The sequence below is a fragment of the Hoyosella subflava DQS3-9A1 genome, from assembly GCF_000214175.1.
GTDB classification, from domain to species: Bacteria; Actinomycetota; Actinomycetes; order Mycobacteriales; family Mycobacteriaceae; genus Hoyosella; species Hoyosella subflava.
Genome location: NC_015564.1, coordinates 129,109 through 146,504 on the forward strand (window position 1 = coordinate 129,109; position 17,396 = coordinate 146,504).

Below are 17,396 nucleotides of genomic sequence, written 5' to 3' on the forward strand. Positions count from 1 at the left end.
GGTTACTCGCCCGCTCTGACACCTGGCGGCGGACAGGCCGAACTCACTCAGCCCGCAGGGAATTAGTGAAGGCCCGGATGCCCCTCTCCCAGGTGCGGTCAAGTTCTGAACCTGGAGGGTAGCGATTGTCGATCTCGAGGATCGACATTCCGTGTGCGAAAGACCACAGTGCTTGTGCATCGTATGGGTCACCTGTGACCAGGAAAAATGGCGATCCGGCCCACTCTTCCAACCCGTCCGGAAGGTCTGCTCTCGGCATCTCACCCGAGGTCGCGAGCCGGTACATGCTGGGGCTCTCGCGTGCCAGTTGGCGATAGGCGTGCAGAAGCGCCGCGATCGAGTGTTCTTCCGTGATCGCGGCGAATAGTCGCTGACCGGTTTCAGCGAGCCCATCGCTGATCAGTGCGGCGCGCAGCGCCTCTCTGCCGCGGAAGTGTTTGTACAGCGACGGGGCTTTGATGCCCAGCTCCGCCGCAAGAACTCGCATAGTCACGTACTCCCAGCCGTGAGCCTCGAGGAGGCGTCTCGCGCAATCGGTGATTTCACGAGCGCGCACGGAAAGTTCAGGGAGTGGGGGCCGCTCCGGCAACTCGGGCGTCACTCTCCTCCTCTGCTTTCTTCTTGAGCGCCTGATTCATTGCGTCGAAGCCGTCTTCGACGTCGAGTGCACTTCCAGCAAAAGGAACGAGTGCTCCGCGGAAGTCTTCACCCTGAATGAAACGTACCCTGCCGGGGCTGGTCTCTTCGATAAGGAAATAGTGCTCACCCTTGATGATCCCTGGCAGGAGGAACTGACCGATCCAGCGGAGTTCTGAACCCGGATCGGCGACGACGATCGTGGGCGCGAATTCCATTTCGGTATCGCCGTTGCTCAGCGTGTTGTGCAGTTGTGCGCCGACTTCGGCTGCGCCAGAGGAGTGGATGATGAACGGGTTCCACTCGCCGTACGCGTCGAAGTCAGTGAGTATCTCCCACACAGCATCGGGGCCAGCGTTGATGTCCACCGATGTGTGAATGGAGGGTTTAGTGATTGCGGTCCAGGCGTAGCTGCCGATTCCGGCAAGGAGTACTACACCGAGTGCGATGAGCGGATATTTGGCGAACTTCACGACAGCCTCCTTGGCTAACACTGTTAGCTCCATTGTGGGCTAACAGTGTTAGCTCGCGCAAGTGCCGGGAATCTTGCCAAAGGCACGATAGGCTCGCCTCGTGGCAACAGCGTCCGAAGAACACCACGAAGTGCCCCTGCCCGTTGAGCTGCCGCTCGACGAATACACCAGCACCGCCGATGTCAGCCTGAAGACACAGATGATCCGCTTCGGTGTAACGGGCGGGCTTTCAGCGATTGTGGACTTCGGTTCCCTGCTTGCGTTTCTTGGCCTCGGGCTTCCGTTCTGGCTGGCGAAATCGATCAGCTTTATCCTGGGCACCACAACCGCCTACATGATCAACCGGCGGTGGACCTTCAAAGCACCCCACAGCAACGCGCGATTCGTGGCGGTCATCGCGCTCTACGGCGTCACTTTTGCGCTCCAAGTAGGCATCTCGACCGCGCTGTACCACTATTTTCCCGAAGACGCGCTCTGGCGGGTCCCGGTAGCGTTCGTGATTGCGCAAGGGACGGCGACAGTCATTAACTTCATCGTTCAGCGCGCAGTGATCTTCAAGATCTCCTGACTCGTGCACAGTCAGCGAGCGTCGGCGAGTCCGTTAAGCTGGAGCGTCAGAGCGAACGGTTCCGCCGTCGTGAAATCGCCGGAAACGGCGGGGGCCTCCTGGTAGCCGAAGTCCCCAGCGAGGTGCAGAGCCGTCAATGTGGCGGGCTCATCAAGATTGACTATCCAGTAGTGCGGGCTTCCGGCCTCGGCGTATTCGGAACGCTTCGTGACGGTATCGGTGCGCTTCGATCCAGGTGAGACGATCTCGATGGCAATGACGACCTCCGCTGCGGCCACACGCTTGTCGGGTCCGTCGGACCGCGTCACAACAACAATCCCGGATAGCCTCGCTGACCGCGTCCAACACTCCTACCCGCGGAACGTCGGCAGGAGCCCCTGCTCCTGAGCCTCTTTCAGGGTCGGCGCCGCAGCATCCTTGTCGGACAGAATCGGGTCCAGCCGCCGTCCCGTGTGGCCGATATGCGGCCACTCGATTCCGATATCGCGGTCGAGTGGGTTGATCCCGTGTTCCGCTTTCGGGTTGTACCCGCTGGTGCAGAGGTAAAGGACCGTCGCCTTCTCATCGAGTGCGTAAAAGGCGTGTCCCAGCCCTACGTCGATGAAGACCGCGCGCTTCGCTGTGTCATCAAGCAAGACGCTGTCCCACTGCCCGAACGTTGGTGAGCCGACACGGACATCCACGACGACGTCGAGTATCGCGCCGCGCACGCACGTGACGTACTTCGCCTGGCCTGGCGGTACGTCAGCGAAATGAATACCACGCAGCGCACCTTCGCTTGATACAGACCAGTTCGCCTGCTCCAGTTCAAAGCGCTGACCGGTCGTGCTTGTGAAGGTTTCCTGTTTGAACCATTCGAGAAAAACGCCACGGTCATCAGAGAATTGGCGAGGAGTGACTTCCCAGGAACCGGGAATTCTCAGTTCACGAAATTCCATCGTCTTTTTCGCTTTCCAGCAGTTCGAGGAGGTAACTTCCGTACCCCGATTTCATGAGCACATGCGCGTGGCGCTCGAGAGTCTGGTCATCGATGTAGCCGCACCGCCATGCGACCTCTTCAGGCGCACTGATTTTCATGCCTTGCCTATGCTCGATTGTGCGTACAAAATTGCACGCTTCGAGGAACGAGTCGAACGTTCCAGTGTCGAGCCAGGCGGTGCCACGGCCGAGTTTCTCCACGGAAAGTCTGCCTGCGTTCAGGTACGCGAGGTTGATGTCGGTGATCTCGTATTCACCGCGCTGAGAAGGCTGTAAACCTTGCGCGATGGAGACAACGTCATTGTCGTAGAAATACAAGCCCGGCACCGCATAGTGCGATTTGGGTTTCGCTGGCTTTTCTTCCAGAGATATCGCCCGCCCGTCGGCACCGAACTCGATCACCCCATATGCGGACGGGTCCGACACCCGGTAGCCGAAGACGAAACCTCCATCGAGTCCGTGGAACCGTTTCAGACTCGTTCCCGTTCCCGGACCGTAGAAGATGTTGTCGCCAAGAATGAGTGCGACCGCACCTGTGCCTATGTGCGCCGCACCAAGGGTGAACGCTTGTGCCAGCCCGCGTGGTTCGGGCTGGACCGCATACGTCAGGCTGATTCCGAATTGTGAGCCGTCACCGAGCAGACGCTGAAACTGCCCTTGTTCGTGTGGGGTAGTGATCACAAGAACATCCGAAATCCCCGCCATCATCAACGTGCAGAGCGGGTAATAGATCATCGGCTTGTCGTAGACCGGCAGCAGCTGTTTGCTGATGCCAAGCGTGATCGGATGCAGGCGCGAACCTGTGCCGCCCGCCAGGATTATTCCCCGCATAAGGCAATCGTGTCAGGTTCCGGGCCCGAATCAAGCACCGGGAATCGGTAGCGGACTGAAATTAATAGTGTTCAGGTCCGCAGTCCGGCAAAAGGTCACCCTGCTCGGCGCCGTAGCGGTGGCCAAAGCCGGGGCCAGCGGCAAGCGAATTCGCCAGATCAGCGCTCACTTGGAGGTACGACACAACTGGGAGCCAGACGTCCAGGCGTTCTGTCGGCCATACAGCGAGGCGCGGTTCCCAGACAGCAACGGGATCGCTGGGGTTCTCGACAACAACGGTTCGCGTCGTCGTGCGGTCCACGGCGGGCGGCGCTCCGGCCCAGAGGACACCACAGGGCTCCAGGCCAACGTGATCGAGTGCGGCCAGTGCTGCTGCACCAGCGACCGAACCCATGCTGAGACCGTAAAGGTACATTCGGGGGCGTTCCGCCCGGGGCATCTCCTGAAGGCGCGCCGCTACTTCGGAGGTGAAGATCGCTGCGGCTTCCTCCGCTTCCACCCGGCCGAATAGATAATTGATCCAGCTCGGACTTGTCGAATAGGCCATGGCCGCGGTCGCCACATCATCGCCGAATCGATCTTCGATCGCCCTGGCCGCAGCCGGGTCAATCCAGCCGCTGCCAGTGGGGAAAGCGAGGACTAAATGCGACTTCATCAGCCCCCCAGTCCTTTCAAGCTCGCGCACCACTAGGGCCGCGCGCTGCTGGATGGAATCCGCCGCGGACATGCCCGCATAAACGCGTACCGCACCACTCGATGCCCCGGCGGCTCCCGAGCCCAGCACGAAACGCTGACCGTAACTTCCCAGTTCCTCCCAGGAGACCCCGGAATCCACACTGCCTGAGACCCACGGAGTATTAGCAAGTTGCCCGGGCATATCCAGGCTGACTGGCTGAACAGCCCGAGTGGCCATGGAACCTCCCGCGGGCAGCGCGACGAGGTACACGACAGCGCCGACAACGACGGCGGTCCCCACGAGCTTCATCGGCGAGCGGGAGGCTCGCGCGATGAGGCGGACACCGAGCATGGCAAGCGCGATCATGGCTCCGGCTAGGCCAGCGAACACCGCCCAATAGGTTGCCCCGATCTCCGGCATCCGCATTTCGCTCCTGAGCGCGTTCTGCCACTCGGAGTTGCGCCAAATCGCGTAGGCGGCAACGACTACTCCCAGTCCCGCGGCCACCACCCGAAACGCAGCGGGCACCGTCACCCCACGGCGGCGCAATACCCACGAAATGCCGCCGCGAAGGGCGAGCGCCACAAGTACGAAAAGGCCGGTGACGAAGGCCTGCATTGCTGCCGCTCGGGGCAGCAACCCCGGCGTGAGGGACAGTGCGACCGCGATCCCGCTCGTGGAGAGCATGCCGGCGCGCAACATGAACCAGTCACGAATTGGCCAGGCGAGGGTGCCCAGCGAGATCTTCTCAGCAGGGTACGAGACGGCGGGCGTCATGTGTCGAAGCTGGGCTACAGCCATGGCGTCCATCCTTCTCTGAGGGAATTCACTGGGGCACCGGGGCGACCCCGGGTTTCTTTCGCGCGCATGTCAGGGATGGACGGAGAAGTTTCAGGGTTTTTCCTGAAGCCGCGAAGCCTGGAGAAGCCCACAGCGGCAATGACGATGGCGATCACGATACCCGCGAGCTGGAGGGTCAGAAGCGGTTCGTGTCCGGGGACACTATTGGCCTGACGCAGCGAATTTGCCGCGACCACCGTAGATGCCGTGGTCGCTGCGGCGCTGCACAGCCATGCTGGCGTATCGGTGGTCTGCCTCGCGCAGGTGGCGTCCAGCCGGGCAGCGAAGCGTTCGTCTATTGCCTGACGTGCTTCACTGCCGAGCGCGTCGCCAGTACTCGACGCGTATCGCAGCAAGTCGTAGCCGAGGTCGTGCTCCCGGCAGGGATCGGTGAACTCGGGGGGCAGCGGAATTGGTGACGAGCAGTCACCGTCGATGTTCATCCAGATGCCGTTACGCAGCTGGGGCGTATAGCCAATCACCTCAGGGAAGTCGGACGGCCACCAGCCGTACTGCGAGTAGGGCGAGGTGAAGGCTGTGATCGCTCGCATGGAAGTACTGGGACCGCTGTGCTGAGGCAGCGTGGACACCGCATTCGCGGTGATCGCGGCGTCAACCGGAGTGACGGCGGCGAGCGCCAGTGCGGTGAGGATGGCGGCCCCAGTCGCGTATCTTATTCGTCGTCGACGAAGCGGCACTGAGCTGTTCATAGGGCGGACGGTATGGACCGCGGCCGCTTGCACACATCACCTTCGGGACTGAAATGCCTCCTCAGTCTGTGTGGGGAGAACGTCAGCGCCTAGTACTGAGGTATGACGCAGCGATCGCTCCGCAGAGTGAGGCGCGGGGGTTCGCGCCTGCGTACGGTAATGGCATGGGCCTTGCGTCGAGGGTGCGTGCGAACCTGACGGTGTGGATCGACGCGTCCCTGGCGGTCGTGAGTGTGATCCTGTTCGTGGTCGCGTGGTCGACTCTGCAGCTGACGCACGATGTGTCGCTCGCGACGCAGCCGGTTGTCGCTGCGGTTACTGCGGCGCCTTTGTTGGCGGCACGCCGGAAACCGGTGCTCGGATTCGGCGCGGCTGCCGGGTGGGCGGTCATCGTCAGCATGCAGATCGAGACGCTGCCCGGATGGCATTTTCCGTGGCAAGTGGTGCACGTGATCGTGCTGATGCTGCTGGCTGGGGCGGTGGCTCTGCAGTGCCGGATATGGGTCAGCGTGGTCGTCTGGGCGGTGACGGTTGCTGTCTTCGACCTGACTGCCGGCGCCGATGGACTTCCCCTAGGCGTGACCGCCCTGATGGTCGTGGCTGTGCTTCTCCGCAGCCTGGTGCTGTCGCGGCTGCAGCTTTCTGATCAAGAGCGGCTGCGGGATGAGGAGCGCGAACGCCGCATCATCCTGGAAGAGCGTGCACGTATCGCGCGTGAACTCCATGACGTTGTCGCGCACCAGATGTCGCTCGTGGTGGTGCAAGCGGAGACGGCACCGTTCCGATTGAAGAATGTTCCTGGTGAGGTGCGTGATGAGTTCACATCGATAGCGGGAACAGCGAGGGACGCTTTGCTCGAAGTGCGCGGTCTGCTCGGGGTACTCCGTGCAGAGGATGCGGTGGTGCAGCGCGCGCCGCAACCGGGGGCGCAGCAACTGCCTGAACTCCTCGCGAGCACGAAAAGAGCAGGCGTGCCGCTGAACTGGTCGTTCAGCGGGGAGGCGCCTGAGGATCTGAGCACGCTGACCGGGATGAGTCTCTACCGCATCGTGCAGGAGGCGCTGGCTAACGCTTCCAGGCATGCGCCCAGAACTCCGGTTCGCGTTCAGATTTCCTACACCGACGTCGCGGTGGAGGCAGTGATCACAAACAAGCTGCTGCAGCCGCTGTCAGGCGTACCAGGCAACGGAATTGCGGGAATGAACGAGCGTGCCGTCAGCGCTGGCGGCACCCTTCATGCAGGCCCTACCCCTAAAGGGGGTTTTGAGGTTCGCGCTGAGCTGCCCATCACCGTTGTGCGACCCCGGCCGGCATAGGGTGGACACGTGACCATCAGGTTGTTCATCGCCGACGATCAAGCGATGGTGCGTCAAGGCTTCGGTGCGCTGCTCGCTTCGCAGGACGACATGATCGTCGTTGGTGATGCCGCGAATGGTGCTGACGCGGTGGAAGCTGTGAAACGCCTCGAGCCTGAGGTGGTGCTGATGGACGTGCGTATGCCAGTGATGGATGGGCTGGAGGCGACCCGGCAGATCTTGACCTCAGCGACGGCCCGGGACCACGTCAAAGTGCTGATGCTGACGACGTTTGACATCGATGACTATGTTTACGAGGCGCTCGCCGCCGGCGCCAGCGGCTTCCTCCTGAAAGACGCCACTGCCGAGGAGCTAGTTAGGGCAGTGCGTATTGTCGCGAGCGGTGATGCGCTGCTAGCCCCCTCGGTGACGCGCCGCCTCATCGCCGAGGTCACGAAACGGCGGGCAGCTCCAAAGCGTCGCAAGTCGTTGCTCATGGAGTTGACGCCGCGTGAACGCGAGGTGCTTGAACTCGTTGCGCACGGCATGAGTAACGCCGAGATCGCGGACGCGCTGGTGGTTGCGGAGCAGACCGTGAAAAGCCATGTCAGCAATGTGCTGTCGAAATTGCAGCTGCGCGACCGTGCTCAGGCGGTTGTGGCCGCCTACGAATCGGGACTGGTGACGCCCGGCTAGCTGGTCCGATTGGCGCATTCACCGACAAGGTACTAAGAATGATTACTGTTTTCATCTAGTCCTCGAGTCTGTGAGATTGCGTGCCCAGTCCGACCGTTGAAGCTCGCACCGTGGCTCGGCCTCCTGGCCGCGCTACGGCGCTCCTTTGTGGGCTTATCGGAGTCGGAATCGCTGCGGTTCTGTTGGTCTCAGCAAGCACCGGTCCTCTCCAGACGTCCTTCATCGATGCCCTGAAAATCGTCGTGGGCCACCTACTGCCGAACATGCCATGGATGGCTGACGGATCGTTGACGCTGGCCCAGGACCAGGCAGTGTGGAACTTCCGGGTGCCTCGGACGATCCTCGCTGGTGTCGCCGGGGCATCGCTTGCACTAGCTGGCGCAATCATGCAGGTCACGGTGCGCAACCCCCTTGCTGAGCCGTACATACTCGGTGTGTCCGCCGGAGCGGGCGTCGGCGCGGTACTTGCGATCGTCTTCGGGTCGACCGCATTAGCGGGGGTGCCGCTGAGCATCGCCGCGTTCCTGGGCGCCACGGTCGCTACGGTGCTTGTCTACCTGCTAGCTCAGCAGCGCGGCGTTATTGCTCCAGCCAGGCTGATCCTCGCTGGTGTCGCCCTGGGTGCGCTGCTTTCCGCCATCACGAACTTCCTGACCATCACAACCGAAGCGCAGAACGTCTTCAGTGTGCTGTTCTTCCTGCTCGGCAGTGTCTCGGCCGCGACCTACTCCCAGATCGTATTCCCGGCGGTGTGCTTGGCCGCCCTCGCGGTGCTGGTGATGCTGCAGTCGCGTTCCCTCAATGCCATGCTCACGGGGGATGAGGCGGCGACCGCGCTGGGCGTCAACGTAGGCCTCATGCGGAAGCTGCTCCTCCTCGCTGCGGCGCTCCTGACGGGAGCGACAGTCGCCGTTGCCGGTGGGATTGGCTTCGTCGGGCTTGTGATACCCCACGTCGCGCGGATCCTTGTCGGTGCGGATCACCGGAGGATGCTGCCCGTAACAGTGCTGGGCGGCGCGCTCTTCCTGATGCTCGCGGACTTGCTTTCCCGAACGCTCGCACAGCCGACGGAGATTCCACTGGGGATTCTCACTGCCGTTGTTGGGGCACCGTTCTTCCTCTGGCTGATGCGGCGCGCTAGCGCAGTCCGCGGGGGAGTGAGCTGATGGAGATACGTTTGGACCAGGTGGACGTCGCCCTGCGTGGCACCCAGATCGTGCGGGACGTCACACTCGTCGTGCCAGACGGCACCTTCACGGGCTTGCTCGGACCGAATGGCAGCGGCAAATCGACCTTGCTGAGGACGCTCTACCGCATACACAAGCCCACCGGGGGGTCGATCTTCCTCGGTGACCACGACATTCGTGAACTCACCGCCAAGCAGACCGCGCGAACCGTGGCTGTGATGACTCAGGAAACATCGCAGGACTTTGCTTTGACCGCGCTCGACATCGCGCTGCTGGGGCGCGTCCCACATCAGCGCGGCTTCGGCGGCGACTCCGATCGAGACCTCACCCTGGCCTACGAGATGCTCAGCTCGGTGGGAGCGAAGCACCTCGCCAACCGGATGTTCGCCGACCTGTCGGGCGGCGAGAAACAGCGAGTTCTCCTCGCGCGTGCGCTCGTGCATGAGGCTCCGATACTGGTTCTCGATGAGCCGACCAACCACCTGGATATCGGCTTCCAGCTCGAACTGATGACGATGGTGCGTGAACGGGGGCTGACCACGATCGCTGCTCTCCACGACCTCAACCTCGCTGCGGCTTTCTGTGACTCGGTGGTTGTTCTGAACGAGGGGACGGTGGCTGCCCAGGGAAGCCCCGAGGATGTCCTGCTGCCCGATCTTCTGCGCGATGTCTTCCGGGTTGCTGCGCACACCCTCACGCACCCGGCAGATGGGCGCCGTGTGATCGCATTCAGCGCGCAGCGAAGCCCGATATCGACCACCACCCGAGGAGCACGATGAGGATGCGGCAAGCGAGCTATTGGATAGCTACCGCTGCAGCGGGACTGCTGACACTGACCGCCTGTGGTCAGTCGGTGAGCCCGGTTGCGAGCGACGAAGAGGCGCATGAGAGGCGCACCGCTGAGAGTTGTGGGCAGCCCGTCACCCTCGACGGTGACCCACAGCGAATCGTCTCGATGATGCCGGGTACCACGGATCTGCTTGTCCGGCTCGGCGTGGCCGATCGCATCGTCGGTGAGGCGCAGGGCAAGGGTGCTGCCCTGAACTCACAACTCGATGGCGAGGCAGTCGTGATTCTCAGTGAGGACTCGCCACCCTCGCGAGAAGTGCTGCTGAATGTCGAGCCAGATCTCGTGGTATCTCCAACCAGCTACGAATTCACCGCGGAACAGGGCTTTGCGAGCATCGACCAGCTCGGCGATGCGGGAGCGGGAGTCTATATCGCGGCGGCGGGCTGCTTTGATCGCAGAAAGACCGCTGAAGTATCGGACCTGGTCGTCGACATCGAGAACCTTCCGGCACTACTTGGCGTAAAGGCACAGGGGAGCGAGCTGGCCAGCTCCGTTGAGGCGGAGATCAGCGCAATCGAGTCTGCTGTCGCGGAGCGCGAGAACCCTTCGGTAGCTCAGCTTTACATTGAAGGCACGACCATTTCTGCCATCGGTGCCGGGCTCGAATACGACACTATCCGTACAGCGGGCGGAGACAATGTCTTCGATCCAGCTGATCCTGAGTTCTCTGACTTCATCGCAGCGGTGATCTCCCCCGAAACACTCATCGCACGGGACCCTCAGGTCATCGTCATCTCAGTGGAGAATGATGCTCATGAGCGGGCCGTTCGCGACTTCCTGACGAGCCGGTTCGGTGACGTCAGTGCGGTTCGTGAGGACAGAATCGTCGCAGTCAGCAGTGACGCGGTGATGCCGGGAACGTGGGGCAACATCGAAGTGTTGCGACAGCTCGCGCATGCGTTTCACACTGGCGTGTTCTGAGGGGTTCGCTAGGTTGTAGGGGTCCCCTACCGAAAGTGTGGTGCTGTGCGACTCCTCGTCACCGGCGGCGCCGGGTTCATCGGTGCTAACTTCGTGCACCTGACCGTGCGCGATCACCCTGATGTTCAGGTGACCGTCCTCGACAAGCTCACATATGCGGGACATAAGGAGTCGCTCGCGCCGGTCGGGGGCCATATTGAGTTTGTGCACGGTGACGTTGCTGACTTTCCGCTGGTAGATCGCCTCGTTGCGCAGGCTGACTTCGTCGTGCATTTCGCCGCTGAATCGCACAACGACAATTCGCTGCGCGGTCCCGAGCCGTTCATCAACACGAATATCGTCGGAACATTCACGCTGCTCGAAGCGGTCCGGTCGCATGGTGTGCGCCTGCATCACATATCGACCGACGAAGTGTTCGGTGATCTGGAGCTCGATGACCCGCAGCGGTTCGATGAGGTGACGGCGTATAACCCGTCAAGCCCCTACTCGGCGTCTAAAGCCTCAGCAGACCTACTGGTCCGCGCCTGGGTGCGCTCCTTCGGGGTCCACGCCACGATTTCGAATTGTTCGAATAACTATGGCCCTTACCAGCATGTCGAGAAGTTCATCCCCCGGCAGATCACCAACATCCTGACCGGGGTCCGGCCGAAACTGTATGGCGAAGGCCTGAACGTGCGTGACTGGATTCATGTCGACGACCACAACCGCGCGGTGTGGACCATTCTGGAAAAGGGCACTGCAGGCGAGACGTACTTGATTGGCGCGGACGGGGAGGAGTCGAACCGCAATGTTCTTGCGCTCATCCTCGACCTGATGGGCTGCGGCGCGGACGACTTCGACCACGTGGCGGACCGGCCGGGCCACGACTTGCGTTATGCGATTAACTCGTCAAAGTTGCGTTCTGAGCTTGGGTGGAAGCCAGAGTTCCGCGATTTCCGTGACGGACTTGCCGCCACGATCGATTGGTACCGGCTCAACGAGGCCTGGTGGCGCCCGTTCAAGGACGCCACCGAGCGAGCTTACGACCGTGGCTCACAGCGCTGAGATCACCGCCGTGACGGGGCGGCCACCCCGTGCCCACGCAAATTCAGCGTAAACAGGACAGACTCATTGTTCGTTTCCTATGCGGATGTCTCGTTTCTTGTGAAGCTCGGCGCCCGGGCGATGGACTGGAGGATTTCGCCGGCTCGCACTGCGACGTTGGACAGCAGGGACGAGCTGATGCCGTGGCTGTGTTCCACTCCGCCCTGCAAGTAGATTCCGGCGCGAATCCCTGGGCTGGTGCTGAGGCGATACTCGCGTGTGACAGCAGGCGGTTGCGCCACGAGTGTCCCGAACAGCGGTTGTAGGGGAGTTGGGGTGAAACCGGTCGCGAAAACTACGGCATCGCAGGTGAGCTCGTCATCGAGGCCGTCAAGATCGGAGCGGATGGTGACGTCAACACCGTCGGGTCGTTCCTGCACGCGAGTTAGCTGGGAGGCTCTGCGCATGAACAGTCGCCGCTGGCCGCTGACCCGTTCGCGGTACTCCGCCGCGTACAGTTTGGCAATGAGATCAGGGTCCACGACGGAGTAGTTCACCCCGCGGTGGAGGTCGAGCAGGCGCCGCCGGACTGCGGCGGGCGCGTGATGGAATTCGTCGACAACGGCGGGGTCGAAGATGCGGTTGGCGTACGGGCTGTCGTCGGCGGGGCTGTAGCCAAAACGCGAAAAGACGCTATGCACCTCGGCGCTCGGGTGGTGAGTGTGCAGGTAATCCACGATTTCGGCGGCGCTCTGGCCAGCGCCTACGACGATGAACCGCTGATGCGCAGGTGGGGGCATCTCTGCGATCCGATGGAGGAACTGGTGGTTGTGGAAGCACCGCCGCGATGTCTGGATGCCTTCGGGCAGTCGCTCACGGAGGCCAACCGCGGCAACAACGTGGCGCGCAACCACAGATTTGCCCTCCGTGTCGACTCTGAGTGTGTCCGCCTGGCCGTTCGCGTCGTACATCGGTGTGACGCTGGTGACCGTGGTGCCGTAGCGGACGTCGGCACCAACCCGGTCAGCGGCCCACTCGAGGTAGGCGTGAAACTCCTTTCTGGAGGGGAAGAACGTCTGGTGGTTGACGAAGTCGACGAGCCGGTCCTGATCGTGCAGGTACGAGAAGAAGGTGTATCGGCTGCGGGGATTGCGGAACGTCGCGAGATCCTTGGGAAAAGCGACCTGCATGGACGTTCCGTCGAGCAGCATGCCCCGGTGCCAGCCGAAGCGTTCCTGCCGTTCAAAAAAAACGGCGCGCAGTGGTTGGCTCGCAGTCTCGTTGTACTCCTCGATCGCGATGGCCAGCGCCAGGTTGGAGGGGCCGAAACCGATTCCGGCGATGTCGATTTCAGTGGAATCCTGGTCGCTCATGAAGTTCCTCTCGCTGGAGCGGGGCGGGTGGGCAGGTGGCCTAAACGCGCGCCGCACCTAATGCTGCGTCCACGCCGGAGGTGGGCAGGACGACGGCGCATCGGGCGGCGGCGTAGGCAAGAGCTTCGTTGTGTTCGCGTGCGGAGAAGTCCGCGACCGCATCGGACACGAGAAAGATCTCCACGTCCTGCATGAAGCCGTCGAGGGCGGTTGTGAGGCATCCGATGTGGGCGTAGACGCCCGTAATCACCAACTGGTCGCGGCCCCACTCCCGCATCAGGTCACGGAGGTTCGTCCGAATGAAGGCGCTGTAGCGCCATTTGGTCAGCAGCGTGTCATCAGGATCGGGAGCGAGATCGTGGATGATGGATGTTTCACGTGGATCATCGCTGAGCCCAGGCCCCCAGAAGTCGGCAAGCAGCGCCCTATCCGCCGGGTGCTGGTCGCCGGGCTGCGCGGTATAGACGACGGGTACCCGCAGCTCTTTCGCCTGTTTTCTGATCCGCTGAATGTTCGGGACAACCGTTGCGAGGGGCTCCGCATTGCGCTCGAACGCGCGAATGAAGTACTCCTGCATGTCATGCAGCAAGAGCACCGTGCGCCGCGGATCGATGGTCCACGTCGCCACGTTCGACGGCTGCTCATACGGCAGGGCATACGAGATCGACTTAGGCAAAGAGGTCTGGGGCATCAGGATTTCACTTTCTCCCAGCTGCGAGTCAGGGCGCGGCGAAGGTCGGCGCGGCTGATCTTCCCGACACCGGTGACCGGGAATTCCGGCACGACCTGTACGAGGTCAGGCACCTTGTAGCCGGCAAGTCCACGGCCGCGCAGGAATGATTTGAGTGCGATCGGGTTCGGTGGTTCGCCGTCTGCGACGACGAACGCGCAGGTGCGTTCTCCGAGGTAGGCGTCAGGAATGGCGACGATCGCGGCGTCGAGCACGTTGGGATGCGCGACGAGGTGGTTCTCAACCTCTTCGGCGGCGATCTTCTCGCCACCCCGGTTGATCTGGTCTTTGCTTCGTCCCTCGACAACGAGGTAGCCAGATTCGGTGAGGCGCACAATGTCACCGGTGCGGTAGAAGCCGTCCTCGGTGAATGCCGTCTTATTGTGCTCGGCGGCGTTGTAGTAGCCGCGGATCGTATAGGGACCGCGGGTCAGGAGATGGCCCACCTCACCGGCGCGGACGTCGCAACCGGCGTCGTCGACAACGCGAACCTCGTCATCCGGGCTGATCGGGCGGCCCTGTGTTGTGACTATCACGTCTTCGGGGTCGTCAAGCCGCGTGTAGTTCACGAGGCCTTCCGCCATCCCGAATACCTGCTGCAGCGTACAGCCCAATTCTGGTGTGACCCGGCGCGCTGCTTCTTCGGTGAACTTCGCGCCACCCACCTGCAATACCCCGAGCGACGACAGATCGGCGCTGCTGTTCTTGCGCGCTGCGAGCCATGTGAGTGCGAGCGGTGGCACGAGCGAGGTCATTGTGATGCGGTGGCGCTCGATCATCGAGAAGGCGGTGGAAGGACTCGGATCTGGTGCGAGCACCACAGTGCCGCCCGCATGCAGCACGCCGAGAAATCCGGGTGAACTCATCGGGAAGTTGTGTGCGGCGGGCAGGACCACAAGCATCCGTGTCGCGCTGCTCACGCCACAGATCGCGGCCGATTCCCGCACTGAGTACAGATAGTCGGCGTGTGTTCGCGGTATCAGCTTGGGTGTGCCGGTAGTGCCGCCCGACAATTGCAGGAACGCGACCGTTTCCGCGTCGACATGTGTGACATCTGAGGGCCCAGTGGCCCGAACGCCGGAAAGCGCGAGGAAGTCGCCTGCGTCCCCAGCAACGATGACGTGCGGCGTGGACGGCAGGGTCCGGGCAATCCCGCGATAGTCGAACCCGCCATGCTGATCAGCGATCACATATGCCTTCGCCGCCGCGAATTCACAAAAGAAGCCGATCTCCGCGCTGCGGTGTGCGGGCAGCGCGAACACGGGCAGCGCACCGAGCCGGAACAGCGCGAACACGACCTCCATGAACTCCACGATGTTGGGGAGTTGAACGACCACACGGTCACCGGTACGGATACCTAGCCGACCGAATCCCCCGGCGATCCGCTCGGCCGACGTGGTGAGTTCCAGGTAGCTCAGGGCCCGGTTGGCGCCTGTGGCGTCCCGTCCGATGACCGCGATGTGATCTGCAAAGCGGTCCGCGCGGCGCGGCAGGAATTCCTGGAATGTTTCGGTCGTCCAGTACCCGGCGGCGCGGTATCGCGCGGCGAATTCGGCTGGAAACGGAATGTGATCAGGCACGAAGGGTCGCACCCCCATCTACGTAAAGGGTCTGCATGGTGATGTGGCGTGCGCGTTCCGACAGCAGAAAGTCCACCGCATCAGCGATGTCATTGGGTTCCGCGATGCGGCCCAGCGGAATGCCCACTTTGAACGAGTCAGGGTCGCCGCTGAGCACGGTGCGAAGGCCGGTTTCCTCATCGCGCCAGAGAGATCGCTGCATCGCCGTGTCTGTGGAGCCCGGTGCCACCACATTCGCGCGGATCCCGAAGGGTGCAAGTTCGAGACCGAGAACCCGGACAATCATGGAGACAGCAGCTTTGGAAGCGCCGTACGCGCCCATTCCTGTTCGCGGAACTCCCGCTGCGTTCGAGCCGACGACGACAATTGCACCGTGCTGCCGTTTACGCATGATTGCGCCAGCCGTGCGGAGCACGTTCACGGTGCCATGGACATTGACGTCGAAAACCTGCTGCCAGGCCGCCGCGCCGGTGTCGAGAATCGAGCCAGTGACAAGAACCCCGGCGACGTGCGCGAGGTGGGTGATCGGCCCGTGGCCGACTTCGATAGTGCTGATCACGCGTTCAACTTCTGCGGTGTCCCGGACGTCGAGCACATACGCAGGCTGGTCGCCGATTAGCCGCGACGTTTCGTGGAGTGCCGCTTCGTCGACGTCAGTGAGGACGACGGTGCGGCCGGCTTTCGCGAGCGTGAGGGCGGTGGCGCGTCCGATGCCGCTTCCGGCGCCGGTAACGAGGGTCAGCTCCGTCACTGTTCCACCCCGAATGCGTCGAAGATGGTGCGCAGCTTGCTGGTTGTTTCGTCGAGCTCTTCATGCGGTTCAGACTCGGCGACAATGCCGCCTCCCGCATGGGCAGTGAGGGTGACACCGTCGCTCGCGAGGGTTACGCACCGGATGGTCACCATCCATTCGCCGTCTCCGGCAGCGTCGGTCCAGCCGAGCGCGCCTGCGTAGAATCCGCGGTCCCCCTCGGTTTCGCGAATGAATGCCTGCGCAGCCGGCGTTGGTGTGCCGCAGACGGCTGGGGTTGGGTGCAGCGCGAGAGCCAGGTCAAGTGCGGTCGTTGAGGCGCTTCGGAGTTCGCCCCGAATCGGTGTGCCAAGGTGCCAGAGTTCCCGCGTGCTGGTGAGCGTGGGCTGACGCGGGGTGCGGAGTTCGCGGCACAACGGGGTCAGCGTCGCGCGGATCTGGTCTACGACGAATGCGTGTTCAGCGAGGTCTTTGCTGGAAGCCCGCAAATTGGCGGCGTGCGCTCGGTCGAGCTCTGCGTCACGGTCACGCGGCGCTGATCCGGCGAGCGGGTGGCAGGTGATCGTTGTGCCGCTGCGCGATATCAGCACTTCGGGGCTGGCGCCAATGAGATGGCAACCCTGCCACGGACCTCCAGCTGCGCTGAGGTTGATCGCGAATCCATTGCGATTCGGGTCGCTGTGGACCAGCCGGGCGAGAAGAGCGGAGGAATCGACGGGTGAGCTTGCACGAAGTTCCACTGCACGTGCAAGGACTACCTTCTGCAGTGTGGTGCTGCTCAGTGCCCTGACGGCAGCATGAACGCGATTGAGGTGGGTGTCGGGCGAGGGGGCGAAGCCGGTGACGGAGAGTCGCGGCAGCGCAACTTCTCTGGGGTCTAGCGGGGTGTTGTAGCGGAGCAGGTCGTGCGGGGCGGTGAGCGCGGCGGGGTGCTCGGGGTCGAAAGGCAGTGCTCCAGCTATGGCGGATATTTTTCCCGACCGCAGCGCGTGAGCTGCCGAATTGGCACAGTCGAACGTGGCGGCTGTGCCCATCGCGATCACGGTTCCATGCGGCCTGGACAGCACGAAGGACGAGGGTTCGAGGCAGCCGTGGAAGTCGCGGGCTGGTTGTGAAATCACCTGTGCCTGCATGCCGCAGTTTCCTCCCGATTGCCTGACGTGATGGTCGCCGCGGGCATCCCCCGCGCCAATCGAGAACATATATGGTTAGCCTAACCTTTTGGGGGATTCCCCCAGGTAGACGTCCGATTAGCCCGCTTTGGCCACCTCTCGGCCG

Annotated in this window: 19 protein-coding genes; 7 read left to right on the forward strand and 12 right to left on the reverse strand. The window is 62.5% G+C overall.

Annotated features, from left to right (window positions below; all coding sequences use genetic code 11):
* Positions 1–43: 43 nt before the first annotated feature.
* Both AS9A_RS00585 and AS9A_RS00590 read right to left on the reverse strand, forming a co-directional pair.
* Positions 44–601 (reverse strand): TetR/AcrR family transcriptional regulator, encoded by a 558-nt coding sequence (locus AS9A_RS00585; protein ID WP_041450759.1) that lies wholly within the window; start codon positions 599–601, stop codon positions 44–46.
* A complete protein-coding gene (locus AS9A_RS00590) occupies positions 564–1,109 on the reverse strand; it encodes an SRPBCC domain-containing protein (RefSeq protein WP_013804932.1) in 546 nt (181 codons plus the stop codon). The genes AS9A_RS00585 and AS9A_RS00590 overlap by 38 nt, the downstream gene beginning before the upstream one ends.
* 100 nt (positions 1,110–1,209) lie before the next feature.
* Here AS9A_RS00590 and AS9A_RS00595 point away from each other — a divergent pair, with 100 nt between their 5' ends.
* A complete protein-coding gene (locus AS9A_RS00595) occupies positions 1,210–1,677 on the forward strand; it encodes a GtrA family protein (RefSeq protein ID WP_013804933.1) in 468 nt (155 codons plus the stop codon).
* Between the two features lie 11 nt (positions 1,678–1,688).
* Here the strand turns inward: AS9A_RS00595 and AS9A_RS00600 are convergent, their stop codons facing one another.
* The 5 genes from AS9A_RS00600 to AS9A_RS00620 all read right to left on the reverse strand — a co-directional run bounded on the left by AS9A_RS00600 (position 1,689) and on the right by AS9A_RS00620 (position 5,712).
* Positions 1,689–1,985, reverse strand: coding sequence for a Uma2 family endonuclease (locus tag AS9A_RS00600; RefSeq protein ID WP_013804934.1), 297 nt, complete (start codon positions 1,983–1,985; stop codon positions 1,689–1,691).
* A 42-nt stretch (positions 1,986–2,027) separates the two neighbouring features.
* Positions 2,028–2,615: a dTDP-4-dehydrorhamnose 3,5-epimerase gene (gene rfbC, locus AS9A_RS00605; RefSeq protein WP_013804935.1), complete on the reverse strand. Its 588-nt coding sequence runs from the start codon at positions 2,613–2,615 to the stop codon at positions 2,028–2,030.
* Positions 2,602–3,486: a glucose-1-phosphate thymidylyltransferase RfbA gene (gene rfbA / locus AS9A_RS00610; protein ID WP_013804936.1), complete on the reverse strand. Its 885-nt coding sequence runs from the start codon at positions 3,484–3,486 to the stop codon at positions 2,602–2,604. Before rfbA ends, rfbC begins: the two co-directional genes overlap by 14 nt.
* 61 nt (positions 3,487–3,547) lie before the next feature.
* Entirely contained in the window at positions 3,548–4,963 is a 1,416-nt protein-coding gene (locus AS9A_RS00615; protein WP_013804937.1) for an alpha/beta-hydrolase family protein, read from the reverse strand.
* On the reverse strand, positions 4,954–5,712 hold the full coding sequence (locus AS9A_RS00620) for a hypothetical protein (RefSeq protein WP_148262375.1): 759 nt from the start codon (positions 5,710–5,712) through the stop codon (positions 4,954–4,956). The genes AS9A_RS00615 and AS9A_RS00620 overlap by 10 nt, the downstream gene beginning before the upstream one ends.
* 53 nt (positions 5,713–5,765) lie before the next feature.
* On the opposite strand from AS9A_RS00620, the gene AS9A_RS00625 reads away from it, so the two are divergent.
* From AS9A_RS00625 to rfbB, 6 genes are all read left to right on the forward strand, one after another.
* Positions 5,766–7,028, forward strand: a complete 1,263-nt coding sequence (locus tag AS9A_RS00625) for a sensor histidine kinase (RefSeq protein WP_237707857.1) — start codon at positions 5,766–5,768, stop codon at positions 7,026–7,028.
* Positions 7,029–7,037: 9 nt separating this feature from the next.
* Positions 7,038–7,703 (forward strand): response regulator, encoded by a 666-nt coding sequence (locus AS9A_RS00630; protein ID WP_013804940.1) that lies wholly within the window; start codon positions 7,038–7,040, stop codon positions 7,701–7,703.
* A gap of 80 nt (positions 7,704–7,783) precedes the next feature.
* Complete coding sequence (locus AS9A_RS00635; protein ID WP_192808163.1) at positions 7,784–8,869, forward strand: FecCD family ABC transporter permease; 1,086 nt, start codon at positions 7,784–7,786, stop codon at positions 8,867–8,869.
* Positions 8,869–9,669 carry an ABC transporter ATP-binding protein gene (locus tag AS9A_RS00640; RefSeq protein WP_013804942.1) on the forward strand — a complete coding sequence of 267 codons (801 nt, stop codon included), beginning with the start codon at positions 8,869–8,871 and terminating at the stop codon, positions 9,667–9,669. Before AS9A_RS00635 ends, AS9A_RS00640 begins: the two co-directional genes overlap by 1 nt.
* Positions 9,666–10,661 (forward strand): ABC transporter substrate-binding protein, encoded by a 996-nt coding sequence (locus AS9A_RS00645; RefSeq protein ID WP_148262376.1) that lies wholly within the window; start codon positions 9,666–9,668, stop codon positions 10,659–10,661. Before AS9A_RS00640 ends, AS9A_RS00645 begins: the two co-directional genes overlap by 4 nt.
* 45 nt (positions 10,662–10,706) lie before the next feature.
* Entirely contained in the window at positions 10,707–11,705 is a 999-nt protein-coding gene (gene rfbB / locus AS9A_RS00650) for a dTDP-glucose 4,6-dehydratase (RefSeq protein ID WP_013804944.1), read from the forward strand.
* Positions 11,706–11,782: 77 nt separating this feature from the next.
* On the opposite strand, the gene AS9A_RS00655 is transcribed toward rfbB, so the two are convergent.
* From AS9A_RS00655 to AS9A_RS00675, 5 genes are read right to left on the reverse strand one after another with little or no spacing between them, the layout of a single operon-like run.
* Positions 11,783–13,057: a lysine N(6)-hydroxylase/L-ornithine N(5)-oxygenase family protein gene (locus AS9A_RS00655; protein ID WP_013804945.1), complete on the reverse strand. Its 1,275-nt coding sequence runs from the start codon at positions 13,055–13,057 to the stop codon at positions 11,783–11,785.
* Positions 13,058–13,097: 40 nt separating this feature from the next.
* The gene (locus AS9A_RS00660; RefSeq protein ID WP_013804946.1) at positions 13,098–13,748 is read right to left on the reverse strand and encodes an isochorismatase family protein; all 651 of its coding nucleotides are present in this window, start codon (positions 13,746–13,748) and stop codon (positions 13,098–13,100) included.
* Positions 13,748–15,385 carry a (2,3-dihydroxybenzoyl)adenylate synthase gene (locus AS9A_RS00665; RefSeq protein ID WP_041450760.1) on the reverse strand — a complete coding sequence of 546 codons (1,638 nt, stop codon included), beginning with the start codon at positions 15,383–15,385 and terminating at the stop codon, positions 13,748–13,750. Before AS9A_RS00665 ends, AS9A_RS00660 begins: the two co-directional genes overlap by 1 nt.
* Positions 15,360–16,118 carry a 2,3-dihydro-2,3-dihydroxybenzoate dehydrogenase gene (locus AS9A_RS00670; RefSeq protein WP_013804948.1) on the reverse strand — a complete coding sequence of 253 codons (759 nt, stop codon included), beginning with the start codon at positions 16,116–16,118 and terminating at the stop codon, positions 15,360–15,362. Before AS9A_RS00670 ends, AS9A_RS00665 begins: the two co-directional genes overlap by 26 nt.
* Entirely contained in the window at positions 16,115–17,251 is a 1,137-nt protein-coding gene (locus AS9A_RS00675; protein WP_013804949.1) for an isochorismate synthase, read from the reverse strand. Before AS9A_RS00675 ends, AS9A_RS00670 begins: the two co-directional genes overlap by 4 nt.
* Positions 17,252–17,396 lie beyond the last annotated feature (145 nt).

What these genes read in the sequence shown, in the direction of transcription:
- AS9A_RS00660 (WP_013804946.1), bottom strand. Translation starts at nt 13,748, where the DNA reads ATGCCCCAGACCTCTTTGCCTAAGTCGATCTCGTATGCCCTGCCGTAT.
- rfbA (WP_013804936.1), bottom strand. Translation starts at nt 3,486, where the DNA reads ATGCGGGGAATAATCCTGGCGGGCGGCACAGGTTCGCGCCTGCATCCG.
- AS9A_RS00625 (WP_237707857.1), top strand. Translation starts at nt 5,766, where the DNA reads ATGCCTCCTCAGTCTGTGTGGGGAGAACGTCAGCGCCTAGTACTGAGG.
- rfbC (WP_013804935.1), bottom strand. Translation starts at nt 2,615, where the DNA reads ATGGAATTTCGTGAACTGAGAATTCCCGGTTCCTGGGAAGTCACTCCT.
- AS9A_RS00655 (WP_013804945.1), bottom strand. Translation starts at nt 13,057, where the DNA reads ATGAGCGACCAGGATTCCACTGAAATCGACATCGCCGGAATCGGTTTC.
- AS9A_RS00675 (WP_013804949.1), bottom strand. Translation starts at nt 17,251, where the DNA reads ATGCAGGCACAGGTGATTTCACAACCAGCCCGCGACTTCCACGGCTGC.
- AS9A_RS00640 (WP_013804942.1), top strand. Translation starts at nt 8,869, where the DNA reads ATGGAGATACGTTTGGACCAGGTGGACGTCGCCCTGCGTGGCACCCAG.
- AS9A_RS00615 (WP_013804937.1), bottom strand. Translation starts at nt 4,963, where the DNA reads ATGGCTGTAGCCCAGCTTCGACACATGACGCCCGCCGTCTCGTACCCT.
- AS9A_RS00665 (WP_041450760.1), bottom strand. Translation starts at nt 15,385, where the DNA reads ATGGGGGTGCGACCCTTCGTGCCTGATCACATTCCGTTTCCAGCCGAA.
- AS9A_RS00645 (WP_148262376.1), top strand. Translation starts at nt 9,666, where the DNA reads ATGAGGATGCGGCAAGCGAGCTATTGGATAGCTACCGCTGCAGCGGGA.
- AS9A_RS00620 (WP_148262375.1), bottom strand. Translation starts at nt 5,712, where the DNA reads ATGAACAGCTCAGTGCCGCTTCGTCGACGACGAATAAGATACGCGACT.